The 18,946-nt window shown below is 39.2% G+C and carries 20 protein-coding genes; 12 read left to right on the forward strand and 8 right to left on the reverse strand.

The genetic code is table 11. The features are described from left to right. The first annotated feature begins 61 nt into the window (after nucleotides 1-61). Nucleotides 62-343 carry a hypothetical protein gene (locus AB6811_RS01370; RefSeq protein WP_369488407.1) on the forward strand — a complete coding sequence of 94 codons (282 nt, stop codon included), beginning with the start codon at nucleotides 62-64 and terminating at the stop codon, nucleotides 341-343. Between the two features lie 29 nt (nucleotides 344-372). Here the strand turns inward: AB6811_RS01370 and AB6811_RS01375 are convergent, their stop codons facing one another. The 4 genes from AB6811_RS01375 to AB6811_RS01390 form a co-directional block, all read right to left on the reverse strand. Further along, nucleotides 373-1,080, reverse strand: a complete 708-nt coding sequence (locus tag AB6811_RS01375) for a M48 family metallopeptidase (RefSeq protein ID WP_369488408.1) — start codon at nucleotides 1,078-1,080, stop codon at nucleotides 373-375. 2 nt (nucleotides 1,081-1,082) lie between these two features. After that, on the reverse strand, nucleotides 1,083-2,267 hold the full coding sequence (locus AB6811_RS01380; protein WP_369488409.1) for an SPOR domain-containing protein: 1,185 nt from the start codon (nucleotides 2,265-2,267) through the stop codon (nucleotides 1,083-1,085). A gap of 68 nt (nucleotides 2,268-2,335) precedes the next feature. Then, a complete protein-coding gene (locus AB6811_RS01385) occupies nucleotides 2,336-2,710 on the reverse strand; it encodes a response regulator (protein WP_369488410.1) in 375 nt (124 codons plus the stop codon). Nucleotides 2,711-2,730: 20 nt separating this feature from the next. Then, nucleotides 2,731-3,429 carry a Crp/Fnr family transcriptional regulator gene (locus AB6811_RS01390; protein ID WP_369488411.1) on the reverse strand — a complete coding sequence of 233 codons (699 nt, stop codon included), beginning with the start codon at nucleotides 3,427-3,429 and terminating at the stop codon, nucleotides 2,731-2,733. A gap of 145 nt (nucleotides 3,430-3,574) precedes the next feature. Here AB6811_RS01390 and AB6811_RS01395 point away from each other — a divergent pair, with 145 nt between their 5' ends. The 11 genes from AB6811_RS01395 to AB6811_RS01445 all read left to right on the forward strand — a co-directional run bounded on the left by AB6811_RS01395 (nucleotide 3,575) and on the right by AB6811_RS01445 (nucleotide 14,805). Beyond that, entirely contained in the window at nucleotides 3,575-3,952 is a 378-nt protein-coding gene (locus AB6811_RS01395; RefSeq protein ID WP_369488412.1) for a response regulator, read from the forward strand. An 11-nt stretch (nucleotides 3,953-3,963) separates the two neighbouring features. Continuing rightward, a complete protein-coding gene (locus AB6811_RS01400) occupies nucleotides 3,964-5,694 on the forward strand; it encodes a hypothetical protein (RefSeq protein ID WP_369488413.1) in 1,731 nt (576 codons plus the stop codon). 13 nt (nucleotides 5,695-5,707) lie between these two features. Beyond that, nucleotides 5,708-6,016: a hypothetical protein gene (locus tag AB6811_RS01405; RefSeq protein ID WP_369488414.1), complete on the forward strand. Its 309-nt coding sequence runs from the start codon at nucleotides 5,708-5,710 to the stop codon at nucleotides 6,014-6,016. Nucleotides 6,017-6,037: 21 nt separating this feature from the next. Then, a complete protein-coding gene (locus AB6811_RS01410; RefSeq protein ID WP_369488415.1) occupies nucleotides 6,038-6,403 on the forward strand; it encodes a response regulator in 366 nt (121 codons plus the stop codon). Further along, a complete protein-coding gene (locus tag AB6811_RS01415) occupies nucleotides 6,403-8,430 on the forward strand; it encodes a chemotaxis protein CheA (RefSeq protein WP_369488417.1) in 2,028 nt (675 codons plus the stop codon). Before AB6811_RS01410 ends, AB6811_RS01415 begins: the two co-directional genes overlap by 1 nt. 19 nt (nucleotides 8,431-8,449) lie before the next feature. Then, nucleotides 8,450-8,965 (forward strand): chemotaxis protein CheW, encoded by a 516-nt coding sequence (locus tag AB6811_RS01420; protein ID WP_369488418.1) that lies wholly within the window; start codon nucleotides 8,450-8,452, stop codon nucleotides 8,963-8,965. An 11-nt stretch (nucleotides 8,966-8,976) separates the two neighbouring features. Beyond that, the gene (locus AB6811_RS01425) at nucleotides 8,977-9,831 is read left to right on the forward strand and encodes a CheR family methyltransferase (protein ID WP_369488419.1); all 855 of its coding nucleotides are present in this window, start codon (nucleotides 8,977-8,979) and stop codon (nucleotides 9,829-9,831) included. Nucleotides 9,832-9,842: 11 nt separating this feature from the next. Next, on the forward strand, nucleotides 9,843-10,754 hold the full coding sequence (locus AB6811_RS01430) for a sensor histidine kinase (RefSeq protein ID WP_369488420.1): 912 nt from the start codon (nucleotides 9,843-9,845) through the stop codon (nucleotides 10,752-10,754). Nucleotides 10,755-10,763: 9 nt separating this feature from the next. Further along, nucleotides 10,764-11,273, forward strand: coding sequence for a chemotaxis protein CheD (locus tag AB6811_RS01435; protein WP_369488421.1), 510 nt, complete (start codon nucleotides 10,764-10,766; stop codon nucleotides 11,271-11,273). 44 nt (nucleotides 11,274-11,317) lie between these two features. After that, nucleotides 11,318-12,412 carry a protein-glutamate methylesterase/protein-glutamine glutaminase gene (locus AB6811_RS01440; RefSeq protein WP_369488422.1) on the forward strand — a complete coding sequence of 365 codons (1,095 nt, stop codon included), beginning with the start codon at nucleotides 11,318-11,320 and terminating at the stop codon, nucleotides 12,410-12,412. Between the two features lie 110 nt (nucleotides 12,413-12,522). Continuing rightward, nucleotides 12,523-14,805, forward strand: a complete 2,283-nt coding sequence (locus AB6811_RS01445) for a PAS domain S-box protein (RefSeq protein ID WP_369488423.1) — start codon at nucleotides 12,523-12,525, stop codon at nucleotides 14,803-14,805. Between the two features lie 17 nt (nucleotides 14,806-14,822). On the opposite strand, the gene AB6811_RS01450 is transcribed toward AB6811_RS01445, so the two are convergent. The 4 genes from AB6811_RS01450 to folD are packed head-to-tail and all read right to left on the reverse strand — an operon-like array spanning nucleotide 14,823 to nucleotide 18,941. After that, entirely contained in the window at nucleotides 14,823-16,280 is a 1,458-nt protein-coding gene (locus AB6811_RS01450) for a lipopolysaccharide biosynthesis protein (RefSeq protein WP_369488424.1), read from the reverse strand. Nucleotide 16,281: 1 nt separating this feature from the next. Further along, entirely contained in the window at nucleotides 16,282-17,340 is a 1,059-nt protein-coding gene (locus AB6811_RS01455) for a glycosyltransferase family 4 protein (RefSeq protein ID WP_369488425.1), read from the reverse strand. Nucleotide 17,341: 1 nt separating this feature from the next. Then, complete coding sequence (locus AB6811_RS01460) at nucleotides 17,342-18,049, reverse strand: class I SAM-dependent methyltransferase (protein WP_369488426.1); 708 nt, start codon at nucleotides 18,047-18,049, stop codon at nucleotides 17,342-17,344. 10 nt (nucleotides 18,050-18,059) lie between these two features. Further along, complete coding sequence (folD, locus tag AB6811_RS01465) at nucleotides 18,060-18,941, reverse strand: bifunctional methylenetetrahydrofolate dehydrogenase/methenyltetrahydrofolate cyclohydrolase FolD (RefSeq protein ID WP_369488427.1); 882 nt, start codon at nucleotides 18,939-18,941, stop codon at nucleotides 18,060-18,062. Nucleotides 18,942-18,946: the final 5 nt, after the last annotated feature.

Consider the following 18,946-nt stretch of genomic DNA (forward strand, 5'->3'; position numbering starts at 1 on the left):
TTACTTGTTTTTTAAGAAATGGTTTATATTTATATGGAAAAATTGTAGTTAATATTTTGATATGGCCAGCGTAAAAGATCTTAAAAAGGACATCAAGCAAATGGTAAAACATTTGCTTGACGAGTGCTATACCCAATTAACATATTCTGAGCCAATATCTAAGGAGCGGATTCTTGACATCATTTCCGATATAATGGTTTTAGAACAGGAAACCATTTCAAAAATCTCAAAAAAAACATACCAAAGGGGCGAATCAACCAAAGTTGATTACCAGAAAATAGCCAATGATTTTTACGACGAAGTGGTTGAACTTGCTGAACGCATTAACTCCCTGGATGAGTAATTCCCTGTTTGTGGGTTATTAGGTTAAAGCTAGAAAGGGATCGGAAATTTCTTAAGCTCTTTTGAGAACATTTTTGAATTTCCTTGGCAAACCTTGTCCAGTAGTTGCCAAAATTTAGGGCCATGATTCTTTTCCTTCGTGTGACAAAGCTCATGGAGGAGTACATAGTCAATAAGATGCTCAGGCAAATACATTAACCTTAGGCTAAGGCTAATATTGTTCTTCCCGCTACAGCTTCCCCATCGCGATTTTGAGTTACGAATGGAAACCTTACCATAGGTAAAATTATTCTTAGTGGCTAATCCCTTTAGCTTTTGGGGCAGATAGTATTTAGCCTCGGCGCGTAATACTTCGGTTATAACTTTTTTTGTTAGCGACTGAATATTGTAACTTGCCGGGTCAGCGGTTGACGGATAAAGTAACAGCACATCAGCTCCTTTTTTTAAAACCTTACATGTAGATAGGCTATTTTCGGCTTGCAGACGAACTAGGTGATACTTACTTTTAAACTCAGTAATAGGCTTTATACGCTCTGCATTTTCTTGGATTTTCTTTATAATCCAGTCAGTTTTTGATAACACAAAATCCTCTGCATATGAGAATCTTACAAGGTAGGGGATGGTAACATGGATTGAACTATCTTTTTTTACTCTTAAAGTGATTCTTTTACTTCCGGTTCTATATGTGTAGGTTACAGTTCCAATGTGCGGGTAGGTGCATTGCTTAGTTCTGTTCATCGCTATCGGCTAATTATCCATATTCCCTGAAATTGGTTCTTGAGCTTTTCCTTCTGTTGATTGGCTTCGTCTTTTTTACTATATCGGCCAATTACAGCAATATACTTCCCATTAGGTTTGCTATAAACCTCAGCGTTAAACCCCTTTGCCTTAAGATCGTTCACGAATTTTTGGGCATTTGCCTTTTCGGCAAAACTTCCAACCACAAGGCTGTATATTGTTGATGGGTTGCTAACAGGAATACTTTGGGTTAATGATTTTTCAATTACTTCTTCCGTTGTTTGTGCTGGTTGCTCATTACCTGTTACGGTTTCGCTCTCCTCGTCGGCAGGGTTTGTGGCTTCAAATTTCTTATCAAAATCATCGGATTTTGAAGTATAATCGGTTGGTAACTTAATAGGTTCTACCTTTTCCGGTTTGTTTTTAATGTTTTCCCAGTCGGCTTCATCAGGGGCAAAGGCCAACTCCCTCAAAATGAATGCAAATGTAAGTATTATAAAGAGAGATACTGCTATAAAAACAAAAACTCGCAGGGGCGATGATGGCTTCTTTTTACTAGAACTTTTCATGTTGACTTGTTCCAAATCATTGTATTCAACCTGATTGCTATTTTCAGTTGACGACTTTTCAACTATTATGCTGTCGAGGGCATTGGTGTTAACACGCTCAACCCCCGGGCTAACCTCAGTGTAATGTTTTGTAATAGTGTTCTCTTCTTGAACTATCTCTTCTTTTACAACTGAATCATTGGTGGTTTGGTTTTTGTCACTGTTACTCGTGTCTACCTCAAGGGGGGAATCAATGTTGGTGGTTTGAACATTTTTACCATCGTCATGGTCGGTTGATTTTCTTTGGCTTGATGATTCCTCCGATGTCAAACTAATGGAACCCTTTGAATCATTTATTAGTATTCCAATACCGGGTATTGCGTATGAACCACTTTCTTTTATTTCATCAATAATTTCAATCGATAACTTTTTTATTTGCTCGGCTGCCTCAATCTTTGAAAGTCCATAATTACTTATCAGTAATTCTTCGAGCTGCCCATCGTTATACTTTAGGAATGGGCTAAAAGTAATGCTAAGCTGGGTGTTGCTTTCAGTATCACGATGAAGGAAGGCACCCACGTTGGGTATTATTAGTCGTTTGTTTTTGCGAATTAACTCTGCCAGAATTGACCTGTCCATCGCGCGAGATGTTTTATGGTTAGCTCAATACCAGCAAAGGTAAATTATTATCCTATTAGTTGTACCTTTTACGTGGGAGTTAAAACCTTTTCAATTGCCTGTTTAATTTTTTCAATGGAGTATGGTTTAGTCATCAGAAAATCAAAGCCTGCATCCCTGAAATCCTCAAAAAAGTTTGCCGGATTATGTGCGGTTAACGCTACAATGGGGGTGTACTTTTTGGGTGAAGGCAGTTTTTCACGGACGTACTTGGTGGTTTCCAGCCCATTCATCACAGGCATTTCAATGTCCATGAAAACCAGGTCAACTTTCTCCTTAGTAATAATGTCAATAGCTTCCTTACCGTTTTGCGCCTCAAGGCAAGTTACATTTAAGTTTTTCATCACTTCTTTTAGAAGAAGCCTGTTAACAAAAATGTCATCGACAATAAGAATTTTTGGCATATATTTTTACTTTTATTACGTTAACCGAATCTGCTCAAAGTTTTTAATATGTCGTAACTAATAATTCTGATTCTATTCCGTTCCAGCTCAATTATTTTATCGTGGTTAAATTCCGATAAGGTTCTAATCAAACTTTCTTTAGTTGTTCCACACAGCTCTGCTAGCTCTGTTCTGTTTACGGGAAATTCAAACTCGTTGTTGCAGAATATGTCATCGGCAAAGTAAAGAATCAAATCGGCAACTCGGCCGGGTAGCTGCTTGTAAAGTAATCCGGCTAGCCTGTTTATAAGGAATAAACCATGCCTGCTTATTAGCTGGCTAATTTCAAGGGCAAAGCGTGCATTTTGAAGCATAATCGATTTCAGAGTAGAAATAGGGATTTGAGCCAATGTGCAATTTTCAACCGCTGTTACCGTGAAATTATATGAATCACCACCAAGAAGCGAGATTAGGCCTACAAAACTTCCTGTGGTATCAATCTTCATGACCAAATTCTTGCCCTTCCTTTGTTCGCTACTTACCTTAATAATACCTTTAATAATATAGTAAACATGGCTTGATGCCGAGAACTGTTTAACAATAATATCCTTCCGGTTGTAGTTTACAATATTAATATTATCCATAATGATAGCCTGCTGTTCTGCTGTTAGAAGCTGGTTAACAGGCAATTTGCATTTTTCAAATGTCTTTTCAAACGATATGGTTATTACATCGGCCATGATTTCATTTAAAGACTCTTAAAGATAAATAATTTCTATCAAATAAAAAAGTGATATAAATCACCTGTTGCGGTAATTTATATCATCTTATGATTTGTTATTCTGTGGTTTCGTTTTTATAGATTTGAAAAGATTTTGAAATACTATGGATTTTAAAGGCTATGTTTTAGTAATTGACGATTCGGTTACGAATCAGGTACTTGTGGAAGCTCTGCTTGGCGAAGAGGGAATTAGGGTGGTAACAGTAAGCAATGCCGCTGACGCCTATAGGCTGATTGATAAAGAACCACCAAGCCTAATTCTGTTGGATTTACTTATGCCTAATATTACTGGAATTGATTTTCTTAAAACCATCAAGCAGAGTGAGCGCGTAAATACCATTCCAGTTTTCATAGTAACCGCTGCTAATACTGAACTTTACCGTAATCAATGCGAAGTGCTAGGAGTACAGGAATTCTTTCCAAAGCCAGTTGATATACCATTACTGGTTAAGAGGGTGAAAGAGGTTTTAGCTGGGGTGTAACATAAATTGTTATGAAAAAAATCAAGGAGATATCTGAACAGTTTGCCGTAATTGATAGTCTTATAGTTGAGATACTAAATTGCGCCGCTGAGGATTTTTTAGGTCTTAACGAAAGGTTCAAGGAAGCATACTCAAAATCAACCTCAATTTCAGCAAATGCAGAAGAGGTATTTACCGTATATGCTTCCAGCTATACGAGTGAATCGTTGCTTAACCTCAGGCTCCTTTTTAAAAAGTTCAGTCAGGCTAAAAAGGAAACCAATAAATACGCCGATTCCATTGTAAAAAGCATTGATGAGGTTTATGATATTCTCGATTCCATTGACCTACATAGCAAAAACATTAACCAAAATCTCCTAACCCTCAAGTTTTTACTAGCCAACCTTAAGATAACAGGCATTGAGTCCCAATCAGTTGAACTTACCGAGGAAAAGGATGAACTTTTTATTGAGTTTAACAGGTTAGTAAACAAGTCAAAGCTAGCTGAACTTGAGCTTGCTAAGTCGCTCCATGGCAACATGAAACTTTTACGCGAAGGTGTTGATAGGGTTAAAAAGAATATGCGAAATGCGAACCAACAAATAGGGATTGCCATTGATATTATTAACGAATCCATTCAAATTTTTTCGGAAAAACAGCAAGACCTTAGCCTCAATATACCAAAACTGCAAGAAAATAACGCAAAACTCCGCGATTCAATTGACAGCATTATTACAAACCTCCAGTACCACGATATTATTCGCCAAAAAATTGAACACGTACAGGTATCGCATAAGGAAATACTAAATAATCTATCCTCTGAAGATGAAGAGCAGAAAAACTATTTAAATCAGATAGGAGAGCTTGTTAACATTCAGTCGGCGCTACTTGTTAGGGCAAACAAGGAGTATCAAAGAGCCATTGAACAGATAATTGATAAGTTCAAGATTATTGGAAGCATTGCGCAAAGCATACTAAACCAGTGTAAGGATTTAAAAAGAATACAGGAATCGGATTTGGAGCAACCTTTTACAAGTGTTGCACATAAGCTTACCAATACTACGTTACCTGTTAGCAAATTTCTTTCGTTACTGGCAAGGGTAAACAATTTGCTTCAATCAATTAAGCATAACGTTAACTTAATGGTTGAAACCTCTGCTATTGATGATGAGGCTAACCGATTTGGTGAATTGTTGTTGAAAAGAATCAAACAGCCGGAACTAATGCTTCAGTCGAATCTAATTCAACAGATTGAAACAGTAACATTTGACATAATTACCTCCCGAAACCAAATTGGTACGCTGTACATGCACCTTGAATCCAAAATAACTGATATTGAGCGATTATCGGAGTTAATTTCAGAAAATACTAAATCGCAGGAATGGGAGTCAATTCCAACAACCCTTAAGGAAATTGCTAGCAACCTGCTTGAATGTGACGATAAGGTAAGCGTTTTACTTCGGGAAAAGTTTCAGGCTAGTAATGATTTAGGTGAAATAATCCATAGGGCTGTAAATCAGGTTAAGTACTATGAAGTTTTTGAGCTTAAAATTCTTGAAGTAATAAAACTACTAAACCACATATATTCCACGTTAACTGGCAAGGAGGAGAGCCAGTTCGATAAAGATGATTTGGAGTTTATGCGAAGACTATATACCATGGAATCGGAACATAAGATACACAACATGGTAATTAAAGGGAATGCGGGTTTCGATGACTTATCAGAAACCGATCAGGATGAGTCAAACATTGAGTTCTTTTAAACTAACCAAGAATATGTCAAAGAAAGAAAAAAATTTTTCCATCGAAAGGCAGAAGGGTTCATCGCTGGTCATCCTGAGTGGCGATTTAAGCCTTAATAATGTCAGTGATATCAAGAGTGAACTGATTAAGCTATTTAATGAGGCAAAACCTACTGACTTGCTAATTAAAAACGCTGAGGTAATTGACCTTGGCTTTATACAACTCGTACGCTCTTTTAACTTCTCCATGAAGGAACGAGGTATAAAATCTACAGTTAAGTTTGAATTAACTGCTGACCAGAGCACAATTCTTGAACGATCAGGCATAAAATCAGAATATTAACAAAATAAATTATCCATTGCTATGGCAAAAACAATACTAATTGTAGACGATTCCGATAGTATTCGCGAAGTTGTTCGATTTACCCTTGAGAACGAAGGGTACAATGTGCTTGTTGGTGTTGATGGCAAAGATGCCTTAAAACACCTTGACGGTAAAACAATCGATTTGGTAATCACCGATCTTCATATGCCTGAAATGGATGGCATAGAGCTTATTAAGCATATTAGGGCAATGCCGGAGTACGAACGCATTCCAATCCTATTCCTGACTACCGAATCGCAAACCTCAAAAAAAATGGAAGCTAAAGATGCCGGTGCTACGGGGTGGATTATTAAACCGTTTGTTCCAGCTAAACTGATTTCGGCAATCAATAAAGTGATTAGGTAATGGATAGCTTTAGGAAAAAGTTTATAGAGGAAGCTGCGGAGCTAATTGATAAGCTTGAAGTGTCGCTTTTAGAGCTTGAAAAAAGTCCTAACGATGAAGCTCTGATTCAACAGGTCTTTAGGGTGATGCACACCCTTAAGGGTAACAGCGCCATGTTTGGGTTTGACCTTATCGATAGCTTTACGCACAACCTTGAGACCATTTACGACATGATTCGCAATGGACAGCTCGAGGTAAGCAAGGATATATTGAACATAACCTTTTCGTCGGTGGATCACCTCAAGGCGATGCTCGATGAGCAAAACTATGATGACCCCGACTTTAAAACGGTTCACAATGGCTTAATGGGGAAAATTAATAGAATAATTAACCCTAGTAATACTGAAACAGAGGCCGAATCTGCTAAATCAAGTAAGGAAAAATCGGAATCACTATCTACCTACTACATTCTTTTTGAACCCAATGAGAATATTTTTAAGAACGGAACAAACCCCCTTTACCTTCTTGATGAGCTTTGCTCATTGGGTGAACACAAGGTTTTTGCACATTTCAACAGGCTGCCTGGAATAAAGGAAATTATCCCAAACCTTTGCTATACCTACTGGGAAGTGTTGCTGACAACCGACCAGGATGTAAATGCCATTCATGATGTGTTCATCTTTGTTGAAACCGATTCAAAGCTTGAAATACAAAAGCTGGCAGAGGAAAACTTGCTAGCCGACAAATTATTTGTTGAAGAAGTATCGCAATTGGCAGAGGTTCAGAAGGATGTTGGATTGGTAACCATACAACGCCTGGCAACAAAAGCTGCTGCTCGAATCAATAAGGAAAAGGCCAAACAGTTCACTAAAGAGCGAATAGCCACAAAGGACAAAACGGCTGCAAGCATTCGCGTGTCGTCCGACAAGCTTGACCACCTAATGAACCTTGTGTCAGAGCTAGTAACCACACAAGCCCGTTTAAGCTTATTTGCAGAGCAAACCAATGTGCCAGGTTTGGCGCCTATAGTTGAAAACGTTCACAAGCTAACCCGCCAGCTTCGCGATATTGCCTTTAGTATCGTTCTGATACCTATTGAGAACCTTTTTGGTCGTTTTCAGAGGCTTGTCAGGGATTTATCGTCTGAACTGCACAAGGAGGTCGATTTCATTGTAGAGGGAGCCGATACTGAGCTTGATAAGACCATCATCGAAAACCTGTCCGACCCCCTGATGCACATTATCAGGAACAGCATGGATCATGGAATTGAGGATACTCGGGTTCGTATTGCAAACGGAAAGCCGGCAAAGGGAAAAATTCACCTGAAAGCATTCTACTCCGGGGCAAGTGTAATAATCCAGGTTAGCGATGATGGTGCTGGTATTGATCCTGAGATCATACATGCCAAGGCAATCTCAAAGGGTTTAGTACCTTCCGATAAAAAGATGAGCAAGAAGGAGATTCTTGACCTTATCTTTTTGCCCGGATTCTCTACAGCCAAAAAGGTAACCGATGTGTCGGGAAGGGGAGTGGGTATGGATGTGGTTAAAAAGAAAATTTCCGATATCAGAGGCGAGGTTGAGGTTGAATCGGAAGTTGGCAAGGGAACAACTATTACCATAAAGCTGCCCTTAACCCTTTCAATAATCGATGGCTTGCTGGTTAGCATTGATAGTTCTCCTTTTGTTATCCCTCTTTCTTCAATCGACAAGATTTATGCGGTGGACAAGGAAAGTATCTATAGCTCTTTCAACAATCTTGTAACCCTCGATGGAACTCAAATCCCATTCTTTAGCTTACGGAAAGAGTTTAACCTGCAGCCAAGTAACGAGGAACTAGAACAGGTTGTAGTAGTAAACTTTGAGGATAACAGGGTTGGCTTAGTGGTTGACTATGTAATTGGTGAATACCAGGCAGTACTCAAACCTTTAGGGAAACACTACAAGAGCCACGATATTTTCTCAGGTGCGACAATACTAGGCGACGGAACAGTTGCCCTTGTAATGGACACCAATAAGATTATTAAAATGTTTGCAACAAGTAAGTAACAACCAAAAATGTTTTACAATGGATACCGAGAACAAAAATCAAATTAAATCATATCTTACCTTCAAGCTAGGTAACGAGGAGTTTGCTGCACATGTCAGCAAGGTGTTGAATATTTTGGAGATGACTCCTATAACAAAGGTTCCTAAGGCACCTGATTACCTGAAAGGTGTTATTAACCTTAGGGGGGCTGTACTGCCTGTAATTGATACACGTATCAAGTTTGGAATGCCTGAAACCGAGTACACCAATAACACCTGTATCATAGTTCTGGATATTGACGTTGATGGCGAATCGGTGCATGTTGGTGCCATTGTCGATTCCGTGCAGGCGGTTCTGGAGATTGATAATAGCCAGATAATGCCACTGCCCACCCTTGGCAGCCGTTATAAATCCGAGTTTATAATTGGCATGGCAAAGGTTGAGGAACGTTTTATCATCATACTTAACATGGATGCCATTTTCTCAGTAGATGAAATCACCTCGATTATTGATTCCAACCAGTCAGTTGACGAGGGAACCGATGCACAACAGTAATTGAATATTTTATGCAGGCTAATGAGTTTGTGGATTACTACAAGCTACAGCTTACCGACGATGAGTTTAAACGTCTTAGCGCATTAATCTACAAGGAGAGCGGCATTAAACTACCACCTATAAAAAAGGTAATGCTCCAATGCCGCCTCCAAAAGAGGTTAAAGCATTTAAACATTGGCTCTTTTAAGGCTTACATCGATTACCTTTTTAGCCGCGAAGGCTTTGATAGCGAGATTATTCATATGTTGGATGTAGTTAGCACCAACAAAACTGATTTTTTCCGTGAGCCAGCCCATTTTGAGTTCTTGTCCGAAGAATTACTGCCTGAATATTATAGAGCCAATAAGTCAGGAACGCTTAAGGTTTGGAGCGCAGGTTGTTCAAGTGGCGAGGAACCTTACACCCTTGCCATGGTGCTTTTTGAATTCGCTGAGTCGCACCCAGGTTTTAACTTTACCATATATGCAACCGATATTTCAACCCGAATTCTTCAAACGGCAATAGATGCAGTATATAAGGAAGAGAAGGTTGAGGGTATACCGTTAACCCTTAAGCGGAAATACATGCTAAGGAGCAAGGATAGAACTAACCCTACCATTAAAATGGCGCCTCATGTTCGCTCCAAGGTAACATTTGCACGTTTAAACCTGATGGATTCCAGCTACGATACAAAGGATTTATTTGAAATTGTTTTTTGCCGCAACGTACTTATTTACTTTGATAGGAACACACAGGAAGCCGTTATTAATAAGCTATGCCAACGTATTAAGCCCAATGGCTACCTAATACTTGGACATTCAGAATCAATACTAAATATGGATGTTCCGCTTAAACAGGTTAAACCAACAATATACAGGAAAGTATAATACATTCTGCTATGACAAAAAAGCCTGAAGAACTTACCGATAATGAACTACTTGCTGAATTGCAACGCAGATTTGAACTCAATAAAAAAGCGCTTGATGAGCTGAAAGTTCTAAACGCCGAGCTAAAGCAAGTAAACAAGAAGCTAGAGGAGTCCGAAGCCCTCAAATCGCACTTTATTTCAAACATCACCAATGAGATTATTAACCCATTTACATCAATAATAGGACTTTCCAAGGCAATACTCTCAGTTGATAAGGAGAACTGGAAAAAGGTTATCTCCATGGTGGCTCTCATCCACTCCGAGGCATTCAACCTCGATTTTCAACTCCGGAATATCTTTGTGGCTGCCAAGATTGAGGCTGGCGAAATACAACCCGAAATCATGCAGGTTGATGTTAACAACCTGCTTGAAAGTGTTATAGAATCGTTTAAGTATGAGCTGCGCAAGAAGAACTTAAAGGTTGAATACTCCTATAACAGCAGCACCAATTTGGTTAATCCAAAAATTTTTAAAACCGACCCTGAAAAGCTGAAGTTGATCATAGCAAATTTGCTCAGCAATGCAGTAAACTTTAGCTTTGAGGGTGGAGTAATTGAGATAATTGCTAATAGAGACGTTAACAAGTTATCTATTTGTGTTAAGGATCATGGTATTGGTATCTCAAAGGAAAACCACAAAATAATCTTTGATAGGTTTAAAAGGCTCGATACTGGAATAAATTCCTTAAACAGGGGTCATGGATTAGGATTATCGGTAAATAAGGCCATTATTGATATGCTCAATGGTAGCATTGAAATAGAGAGTGAACTTGGGAAAGGTGCTTGTTTTACTATTTCAATACCCGAGCCCAATGTTGACGTTGACGATTTAGCCACCGATGCTAACGAGATGTTTTTTGATCAGGATGCAGAAATTTTTTAAAGCCGGTTGATGGACCACATTAAGTCACATTACCTATACCCTGCATCGCTATTTGCCGATAAGGAGCCTCATTTTGTTACTACAATTCTGGGCTCATGTGTGGCAGTATGCCTATACGATTCGGTTTTAAATCAAGGTGGAATTAACCATTACATGTTGCCATTGTGGAATGGACAGGGGCTTGCAAGCCCAAGGTATGGTAACATTGCCATTGAGCGATTGATTGAAAGAATGATTTCACTTGGCTCAAAAAAGGAAAACCTTAAGGCAAAGGTATTTGGGGGAGGCGAGGTGCTTGAAACAAATCTGGACAACTTCCATATCGGTCAACGTAACATTGCTATTGCTTTAGAACTATTGGCTGAACACGGAATACCAATAATAGCTAAAAGTGTAGGTGGTAACCAGGGAAGAAAGATTGAATTTAATACCGCTACAGGAGAGGTTCGCCATAAGTTTATTCAAAAGACATTAAATCCCAACGAGGTAAAAAGTATTAGTTCAAAAAAGACCGAGTAAATTGCAGAATATTTTTATTGTCATTAATTTTAAAGTTGATGTAAATGGCTGATATGCTGAATAGAATAAAAGTGCTAATTGTTGACGATTCTGCATTAGTGAGGCAAACGTTGATGGAGATCATCTCATCCGATTCAGAGCTGGAGGTTATTGGAACTGCTGCCGACCCATACTTTGCAGCCCGTAAAATGGCTGAGGTAACCCCCGACGTAATAACCCTCGATATTGAAATGCCCCGGATGGATGGGTTAACCTTTCTTCGTAAAATTATGACACAGCACCCCATTCCGGTTGTAATAATTTCGAGCCTCACAAGTAGGGCAACTGAAATGGGTATGCGTGCCCTTGAACTTGGAGCCGTTGAATTAATCACTAAACCCCAGGTTAACACCAAAGCTTTTCTCGAAGAGTCAAGGGTTATCATTTGCGATGCAATTAAAGCAGCCGCTCGCAGTAGAATAGCAAGACGTAAGATTCTCACACCTCCTATTGTTGAGCCAAAACTTTCAGCCGATGTTATTATCCCTAAACAGGTTGTTTCCTCTACACCCCTTACAACTACCGAGAAAATTATTGCCGTGGGAGCCTCTACAGGTGGAACAGAGGCCATTGCTACATTCTTACAAGCAATGCCTGTTGATTGCCCTGGAATTGTTATAGTTCAGCATATGCCCGAAAAATTTACAACCTCGTTTGCCAATCGCCTAAACGATATTTGTAAGATCACGGTTAAGGAAGCACAGAATGGCGATGCTGTTCTACCAGGTCAAGCGTTGATTGCACCTGGTAATTACCATCTGCTTTTAAAGCGAAGCGGTGCACGATACTACGTTGAGGTGGTCCAAGGCCCTCTGGTTAACAGGCATAGGCCCTCGGTTGATGTTCTTTTCCGAAGCGTTGCTCGTTTTGCTGGGCAAAACGCAATAGGTGTAATTATGACTGGCATGGGCGACGATGGAGCAAAAGGACTACTTGAAATGAAGGACGCTGGTGCTTACACAATAGCACAGGACGAAAAATCGTGCGTGGTTTACGGCATGCCCCGTGAGGCCGTAAAACTTGATGCAGCATCTACCATACTGCCTTTACAGGATATCGCGAATCATATTATCCAAAAAGTAAAAACACGATTAAGCTGATAAACCAGTTCTTTTATAATAACATTATTATTTCATTTGAATTCGAATCAATAGATTTGCATATAAGTTGAAAAAATGCTTATTTTTAAGCATCAAAAATTGAGTCGTACATGAAATCTAAGTACTCATCGAAATACATTGTTCAAGGGAGTCTCCTTGGACTTACCGTAGGGCTTGTATTTCTTGCCATTGCATATGTTATAGGTGTACTAACCAACGACCTTGCTTTAACCCCAGGAGGCATTCTGGACCTACATCGCATTATGCCATTGTTCTATATATTTGATTTTTTACCTATCATTCTTGGCGCCTTTGGTTTTTTTGTTTACCAGAAAATTTCGGTTAGAATAAACGATTTTGAAACCACTTTACAGGAAAACATAAGTAGGGAGCGTAAGCTTTACAGGTTTGTGGAAAAGTTACGTGAAGGTGATGTTGAAGCCGAATACACCCCCGATGATACCGATGCACTTGGGAAGGCAATAGTCAGCCTACGAAACGATATTCGCCAGAGTAGGTTAGAAGAGGAGAAAAGAAAAAAGGAGGACGAACAACGGCGCTGGGCCGCAGAGGGTATGGCTCTCTTTGGCGAAATTCTACGTCAGAACAACGATAACATAGAGGAGTTAACCTTTCAGGTTATCCGCAATTTAGTAAATTACGTTGGTGCAAATCAGGCTGCCTTTTACCTTTTAGAGGATGACGATGAGTCCGATATCCATTTCCGAATGACCGCCTGTTACGCCTATGAGCGTAGAAAGTATGCCGATAGAGTGATACCCTGGGGCGATGGTCTTGTGGGGGCATGTGCTCTGGAAAAGGAAAAAATCATCCTGAAAAAAGTACCTGATGGGTATTTGAGTATTACAAGCGGCCTTGGCAAGGCTAACCCAAAATTTTTAATGCTTATCCCCCTTAAAATGAACGATGTTGTTCATGGCGTCATTGAGCTAGCATCGTTTAATCCATTTGAAAAGTACCAGGAGGAGTTTATCGATAAGGTTTCTGAGAGCGTGGCAACAACTATTGCTACTGTTAAAATAAATATACGAACTGCAAAGCTTTTAAAGGAATCGCGTGAGCAGGCCGAGGAGTTAGCGCTTAAGGAGGAACAGATGCGCCAGAACATGGAAGAACTCCAGGCTACACAGGAAGAAGCTAGCCGCCAGTCGGCAAAGTTTATCAGCTTCTCCAACTCCGTAAACCACACAATGATTCGTGCCGATTTCGATGTGGACGGAACATTGCTGTATGCAAATACCAAGTTTTTACAGAAATTGGAGTATTCCTCCAACAGCGAGGTTGAAGGTAAGCATATCTCCATGTTTATTAACAAGAAGGATAGGACGTGGTTCGACGATATCTGGAGTACGCTAAGCAAGGGTGGTAAACACTTTGAGGGAGATATGAAGTTGCTTACCCGCAATGGCAACGACCTTTGGACAATTGCTACATTCACCTGTGTACGAAATGAGGCCGGAGGTGTGGAAAAAATCCTATTCCTTGGAATTGACACAACTGACCAAAAGAAGCTGAGCCTTGACTACGAAGGGCAAATTAGTGCACTTAACCGTTCATCAATTAAAGCAGAATTCTCGCCTACAGGCGATTTGACCGAAGCTAATGAGAAGTTCCTGCTCACCCTTTCATATAACCTTAATGCTGCTAAGGAAAAATCAATTTTTGAGTTTGTCCCTTCATCGGAACGGAAGAATATTGAGCGCGTATGGGACGATGTGATACATGGAATTCCATATGAGGGACAATTCCGAATGCTTACTAGCAATGGCGATGAGCGCTGGTTCCGTTGTACCTTTACTGCTGTTAACGATATGTACGAAGAGGTGGCAAAGGTTATCCTAATTGCCAACGACATTACCCGTGAGAAAAACATGGAGTTCGAAACTCAACGTCAAACAGAACAGCTAAAGAAACAGGAAGAACAATTGCGCCAGAATGAAGTTGAGCTTAATAAAAAGCTACGGGAGGCTAAGGAGGAGGTGCGCAACCAGTTTAAAGAAATTGAGAAGGTAAAAATACGGAACGAGAAAACCTTGGAGGGTTTTCTGGACGCCATCATAACCACCGACCACGATGGTATTGTTCAGTTCTTCAACAAAGCAGCCGAAGAGCTTTTTGAGGTTAAACGCGAACAGGTGATTGGACAAAGTGTAAGAATTCTTTTCCCCGATAATGCTGCCGAAAACGATGAGTTCCTTGATGCCTACCTTGACCCCAATAAGGAAAAAATTACTGGACAACGCAAGGAAATAACCATTCTCACTAAAGGCGGTAAAGAACTACCAGTACTTATGCTTATAACAGAAGCTAAGGTTGGAAGGGAAATCACCTATACTGCATTTATTCAGAATATCTCAGTGGATTTATTCTAAAATTATCAATAACTTATTTATTTGGTAAGCATCTCTTTAATCCAGGAGATGCTTATTTCTTTTCGATAAGTGTGGAAAGCAAGGGCTACGGAAAAAATAAAAATCAAGGAGTAAACCACAATCGCACTATATTGACCAACTAAAAGTGTAGTAAGAATTAGCAATACAATTATGGTTAATGGATAATATAGAAGTTTGGCTTTATTTGCCCTAAATTGGTAAAACCCTTTGACAAAAAAGAACATTAGCGAAATCTGCAAAATCTTTGTAATAAAATTAGCTACAACAGCTCCATTTACCCCGTTGAGATTTACCATTAAATATGTTGCAGTAATTTGAAAAGCTGCAGTTACTACAAAAACTTTTGGGAGAATAGTGGTCTTCTGAAAGTAGTAAACAGGAGCAACAAGCACGTAGTACCAGATTCTCACTATCATGCCAGCAAATAGCAGCGGTAATAGCGGAAACGATTGGTATAAATCGCTGTTATTTACTACTACTGGAACAAGGTATGGGATTAGGATTAAATAAAGCGGTATTAAGGTTAGGTTGATGAGAGTGAAAACGTGAAAATACTTATTTACCTCAATGCTACCAAAGGGTTCGTTGTTTTTATTCTTCCAAAGCTCAAAAACTTTTGGTAAAATTGCCGCAGATAGCCCATTCTGAAGAAATTCAATAGCTAAGGTTATTTTTATAGCGAAATCGAAAACAGCCACTGACGATTGGTTTAGCAAACCCAGAATAATATACCGGTCAATGTTTGATATAATCCAGTACAGGATATTATGGGAGTATATAGGTGCACTATACCTGATAAGGTGTTTAAATACGTTGCGGTCCCAGCTTAAGTTCCCATGTTTTACAAAGAATACCGTGGCCCAAATAAAAGTAGCAAATGCACCCGTGAATCGACCCCAAATGGGACCGGCAAGTGATAGGGGGAAAAGGTATAATCCCTCAACTGAGACCACAATTATTAATGTAAAATGCAAAATATTGGACCAAAAGTAAGGCTTTGGTTTTTCCCGGAAAATTAGGTGGCTGGTATATGCTTTAAAAACACCATTGAAAAAACCTGTAATAACTGAAATGAGCCCATAGGGCATAAATTCAATCGATTTTGCAGGGTAAAATAACCCAAACAGTAAATTACCGGCAATGCTCAGTATGAAAGTGAACAAGGAGCCGTAAAGCATCAAAAAAAGAAACGATGTTCCTAAAAATTTTTTCTCGTTCTTCTTGTCGTTTCGGTAATGAATATATGTATTACCCAGAAAACTTTCGGCAGAAAATGAAAAAAGTATTCGAGCAAGTTCGCTTAATATGATAAAAATGGCTAATAGACCAAAATCGTCAGTACTAAGTAAATTTTTGTTACCGTAAAATGGAAGCAGGAGAATGCTCGAAGCAAAGGGAAGCGCACCAATAATGGTGTAGGTAACTGAAGATTTTATGAACGATTTTGATATCATTCTATTTATATTTATACTCCTCAATTATTTGCTCTAATTTACTAATTCTCTCGTTTTCACTGAAGTTATTTACTATTTTGGAATGAGAAAGGAATCGTAGATTGACTTTTTCATCATTTGTTAGGTTTAAGGCATTTTTAATTACTGATGAAAGTTCCTCAGTGCTTCTATTTTTCACAGTAAACCCAATATTTTCTGTAATTGTAGGCATTGCGCCTACGGGTGATACTATTGGAATACAGCCAAAAGACATGGCTTCACACAGTGCATTAGGAAAACCTTCGGATATTGAGGGTTGAATTACAAACTCCGATTGTAAATATTTTTCTGCAAGTAATTCACTCGACATAGGGGGATGAATTATAACATTGCTAGGTATCTCAAGTTGAGATTTTATCGTTTCGGCAATACCAATAATAGTAAAACTTGCATTTGGAAATTCGCGGGCACTATCAAGAATCAAATCAATACCTTTCAGAATCAATCGAATTTTACTATTGACCAAAGCTACAGTAATGAAGCTATTGGGTTTGCGTATTGATTTTTCAATTGTGTCAAGCGAAACTCTAGGGTTATATCCATTATAAACGGTTTTGATATCAGTTTTAATGGATTTAAAGTGATTTTTTATCCCCTGTTTACTATTATCGTAGTATGAGTTGGTAAAATCAATGAGCGATTCGTGGACAGGTAGTAAGCATGTGGCATTTTTTATAGAATAGTAAATTGCACTTTTAAGTAATGGTTTACGCAAACTTCCATAGTTAAACTCAGGGTACGATACACAGTCGGTACCACCAAGAATAATGAACACCTTTTTATTAAATATTTTTCCAAACAGTGCTGGAATCACTGACCAGTAGCCTGCAAACATTACTATAATGACATCAATCTTTTTTAATCTTGGAATTAAATAGATGAATTGCCTTATGAAATTTATTGGAGTGTTAACTGTATTCCATGGGGAAAGCAAAGATTTTACATTATTTTGTTTTGAAAGCAACAAAATGTCCTTGCGAACAAAAGTAGGATTACCCGAGGAAATGTAAAGGATATTCATTTTAAATAACCCTTAGTATAAATTTCTTAAATATCCTAAAGGGTAGTGGGACAGTTTTACTGTAATTGGAATTGCTTTTCTCAGAAAAAAGGCTAAGCCAGTAATAGGTATAGTCAGGTGTTTTGTAAAAAATGCTGTAATCTACCTTTTCATCGATAACAAAATTCTGCTCCGATAAATGTTGGTATAGTATTGTTGGGTAAACGGATTGATCAATAATTTGAAGACTTTCGGGCTTTGTTTCTCGTAAATATTTAATTAGGTTGGGGTGAGGAATATTAATAAAAATTTTAGTACCGGTATGGCTAAACTGTTTTAAGTTAGAAAATAGGGAATTGTAACGTTCAATTGGAATATGTTCAATTACATCGGCAAGGATAATGAAGTCATATTTTTCGTTTAGTGAAATGCTTTCCGATGCATCGGAAACCATGAATTTTACACGACTCGATTTTATACGACCTTTTGCAATATCAATGTTTTTTGGACTAATATCGAACGCAGTTATTACTGCCTTTGGTGCAATGCTTACAAGTAAATCCGTAAGAGTTCCAATTCCGTATCCTATTTCAAGAACACTATTTGCCTTTCCAATACCCTTTTTCTTAAGGATATTGGCTAATGTATAATGTCGAAGATTTTTTCCGGTTTTAACCTGTTTATCCGAGAACTCATCGTAGAACTTGGCGGTTGTTTCCTGGTTGTTCATTTGAGTAGCATTATCCGTAAACCTCTTTTTTAGCTGCTTTCAGGGTGTTTTTTAGTAGCGATACAATTGTTAGCGGGCCTACACCTCCCGGTACCGGAGTAATGTAGCTACATTTGGGTGCCACTTCATCAAACTTAACGTCGCCTAACAATTTCCAGCCCAATTTAGTGCCAGGGGCATCAACCCGGGTAATACCCACATCAACCACAACTGCTCCAGGTTTTACCATGTCGGCAGTTACAAACTCAGCCTTACCAAGGGCTACAATTAGTATATCGGCCTGGAGCGTATATTCCTTGATATTGGGCGTTCGGCTATGGCAAATGGTTACTGTGCAATCGCCGGGGTAACTTTTCTGCGAAAGCAGGTTTGCAATGGGACGGCCAACAATGTTGCTACGGCCTATAACCACGCAGTGTTTCCCCTCTGTTGGGATTTTGTAGCGACGTAGCAGTTCAACAATCCCATCGGGTGTAGCTGAAATATAGGCAGGCAGGCCAATGTTCATCCTCCCAACGTTCACAGGGTGAAATCCATCTACATCCTTTTTGGGGTCAATTGCTTCAATAACCTTTTGCTCGTCGATATGCTTTGGTAAAGGCATTTGAACGATGAAACCATCAACATCGGGGTCGTTATTCAGTTTCCTGATCTCGTCCAAAAGTTGAGCCTCAGTTATGGAATCCTCAAAACGGAGAACTTGCGACTTGAAACCCACCTGAGCACATGCTTTCTCTTTATGGCCAACGTAGGTTTCGCTTGCGCCGTCGTGTCCTACAAGAATGGCAACCAGGTGTGGGATTTTGCCCCCTTTGTGTTTAATAGCCTCTACTTCAGCTGCAATCTCAGCTTTTATCTCATCGGCTATTCTTTTTCCGTCGAGTAGTTCCATGGGTT

The sequence above is a fragment of the Tenuifilum sp. 4138str genome (genome assembly GCF_041102575.1).
GTDB classification, from domain to species: Bacteria; Bacteroidota; Bacteroidia; order Bacteroidales; family Tenuifilaceae; genus Tenuifilum; species Tenuifilum osseticum.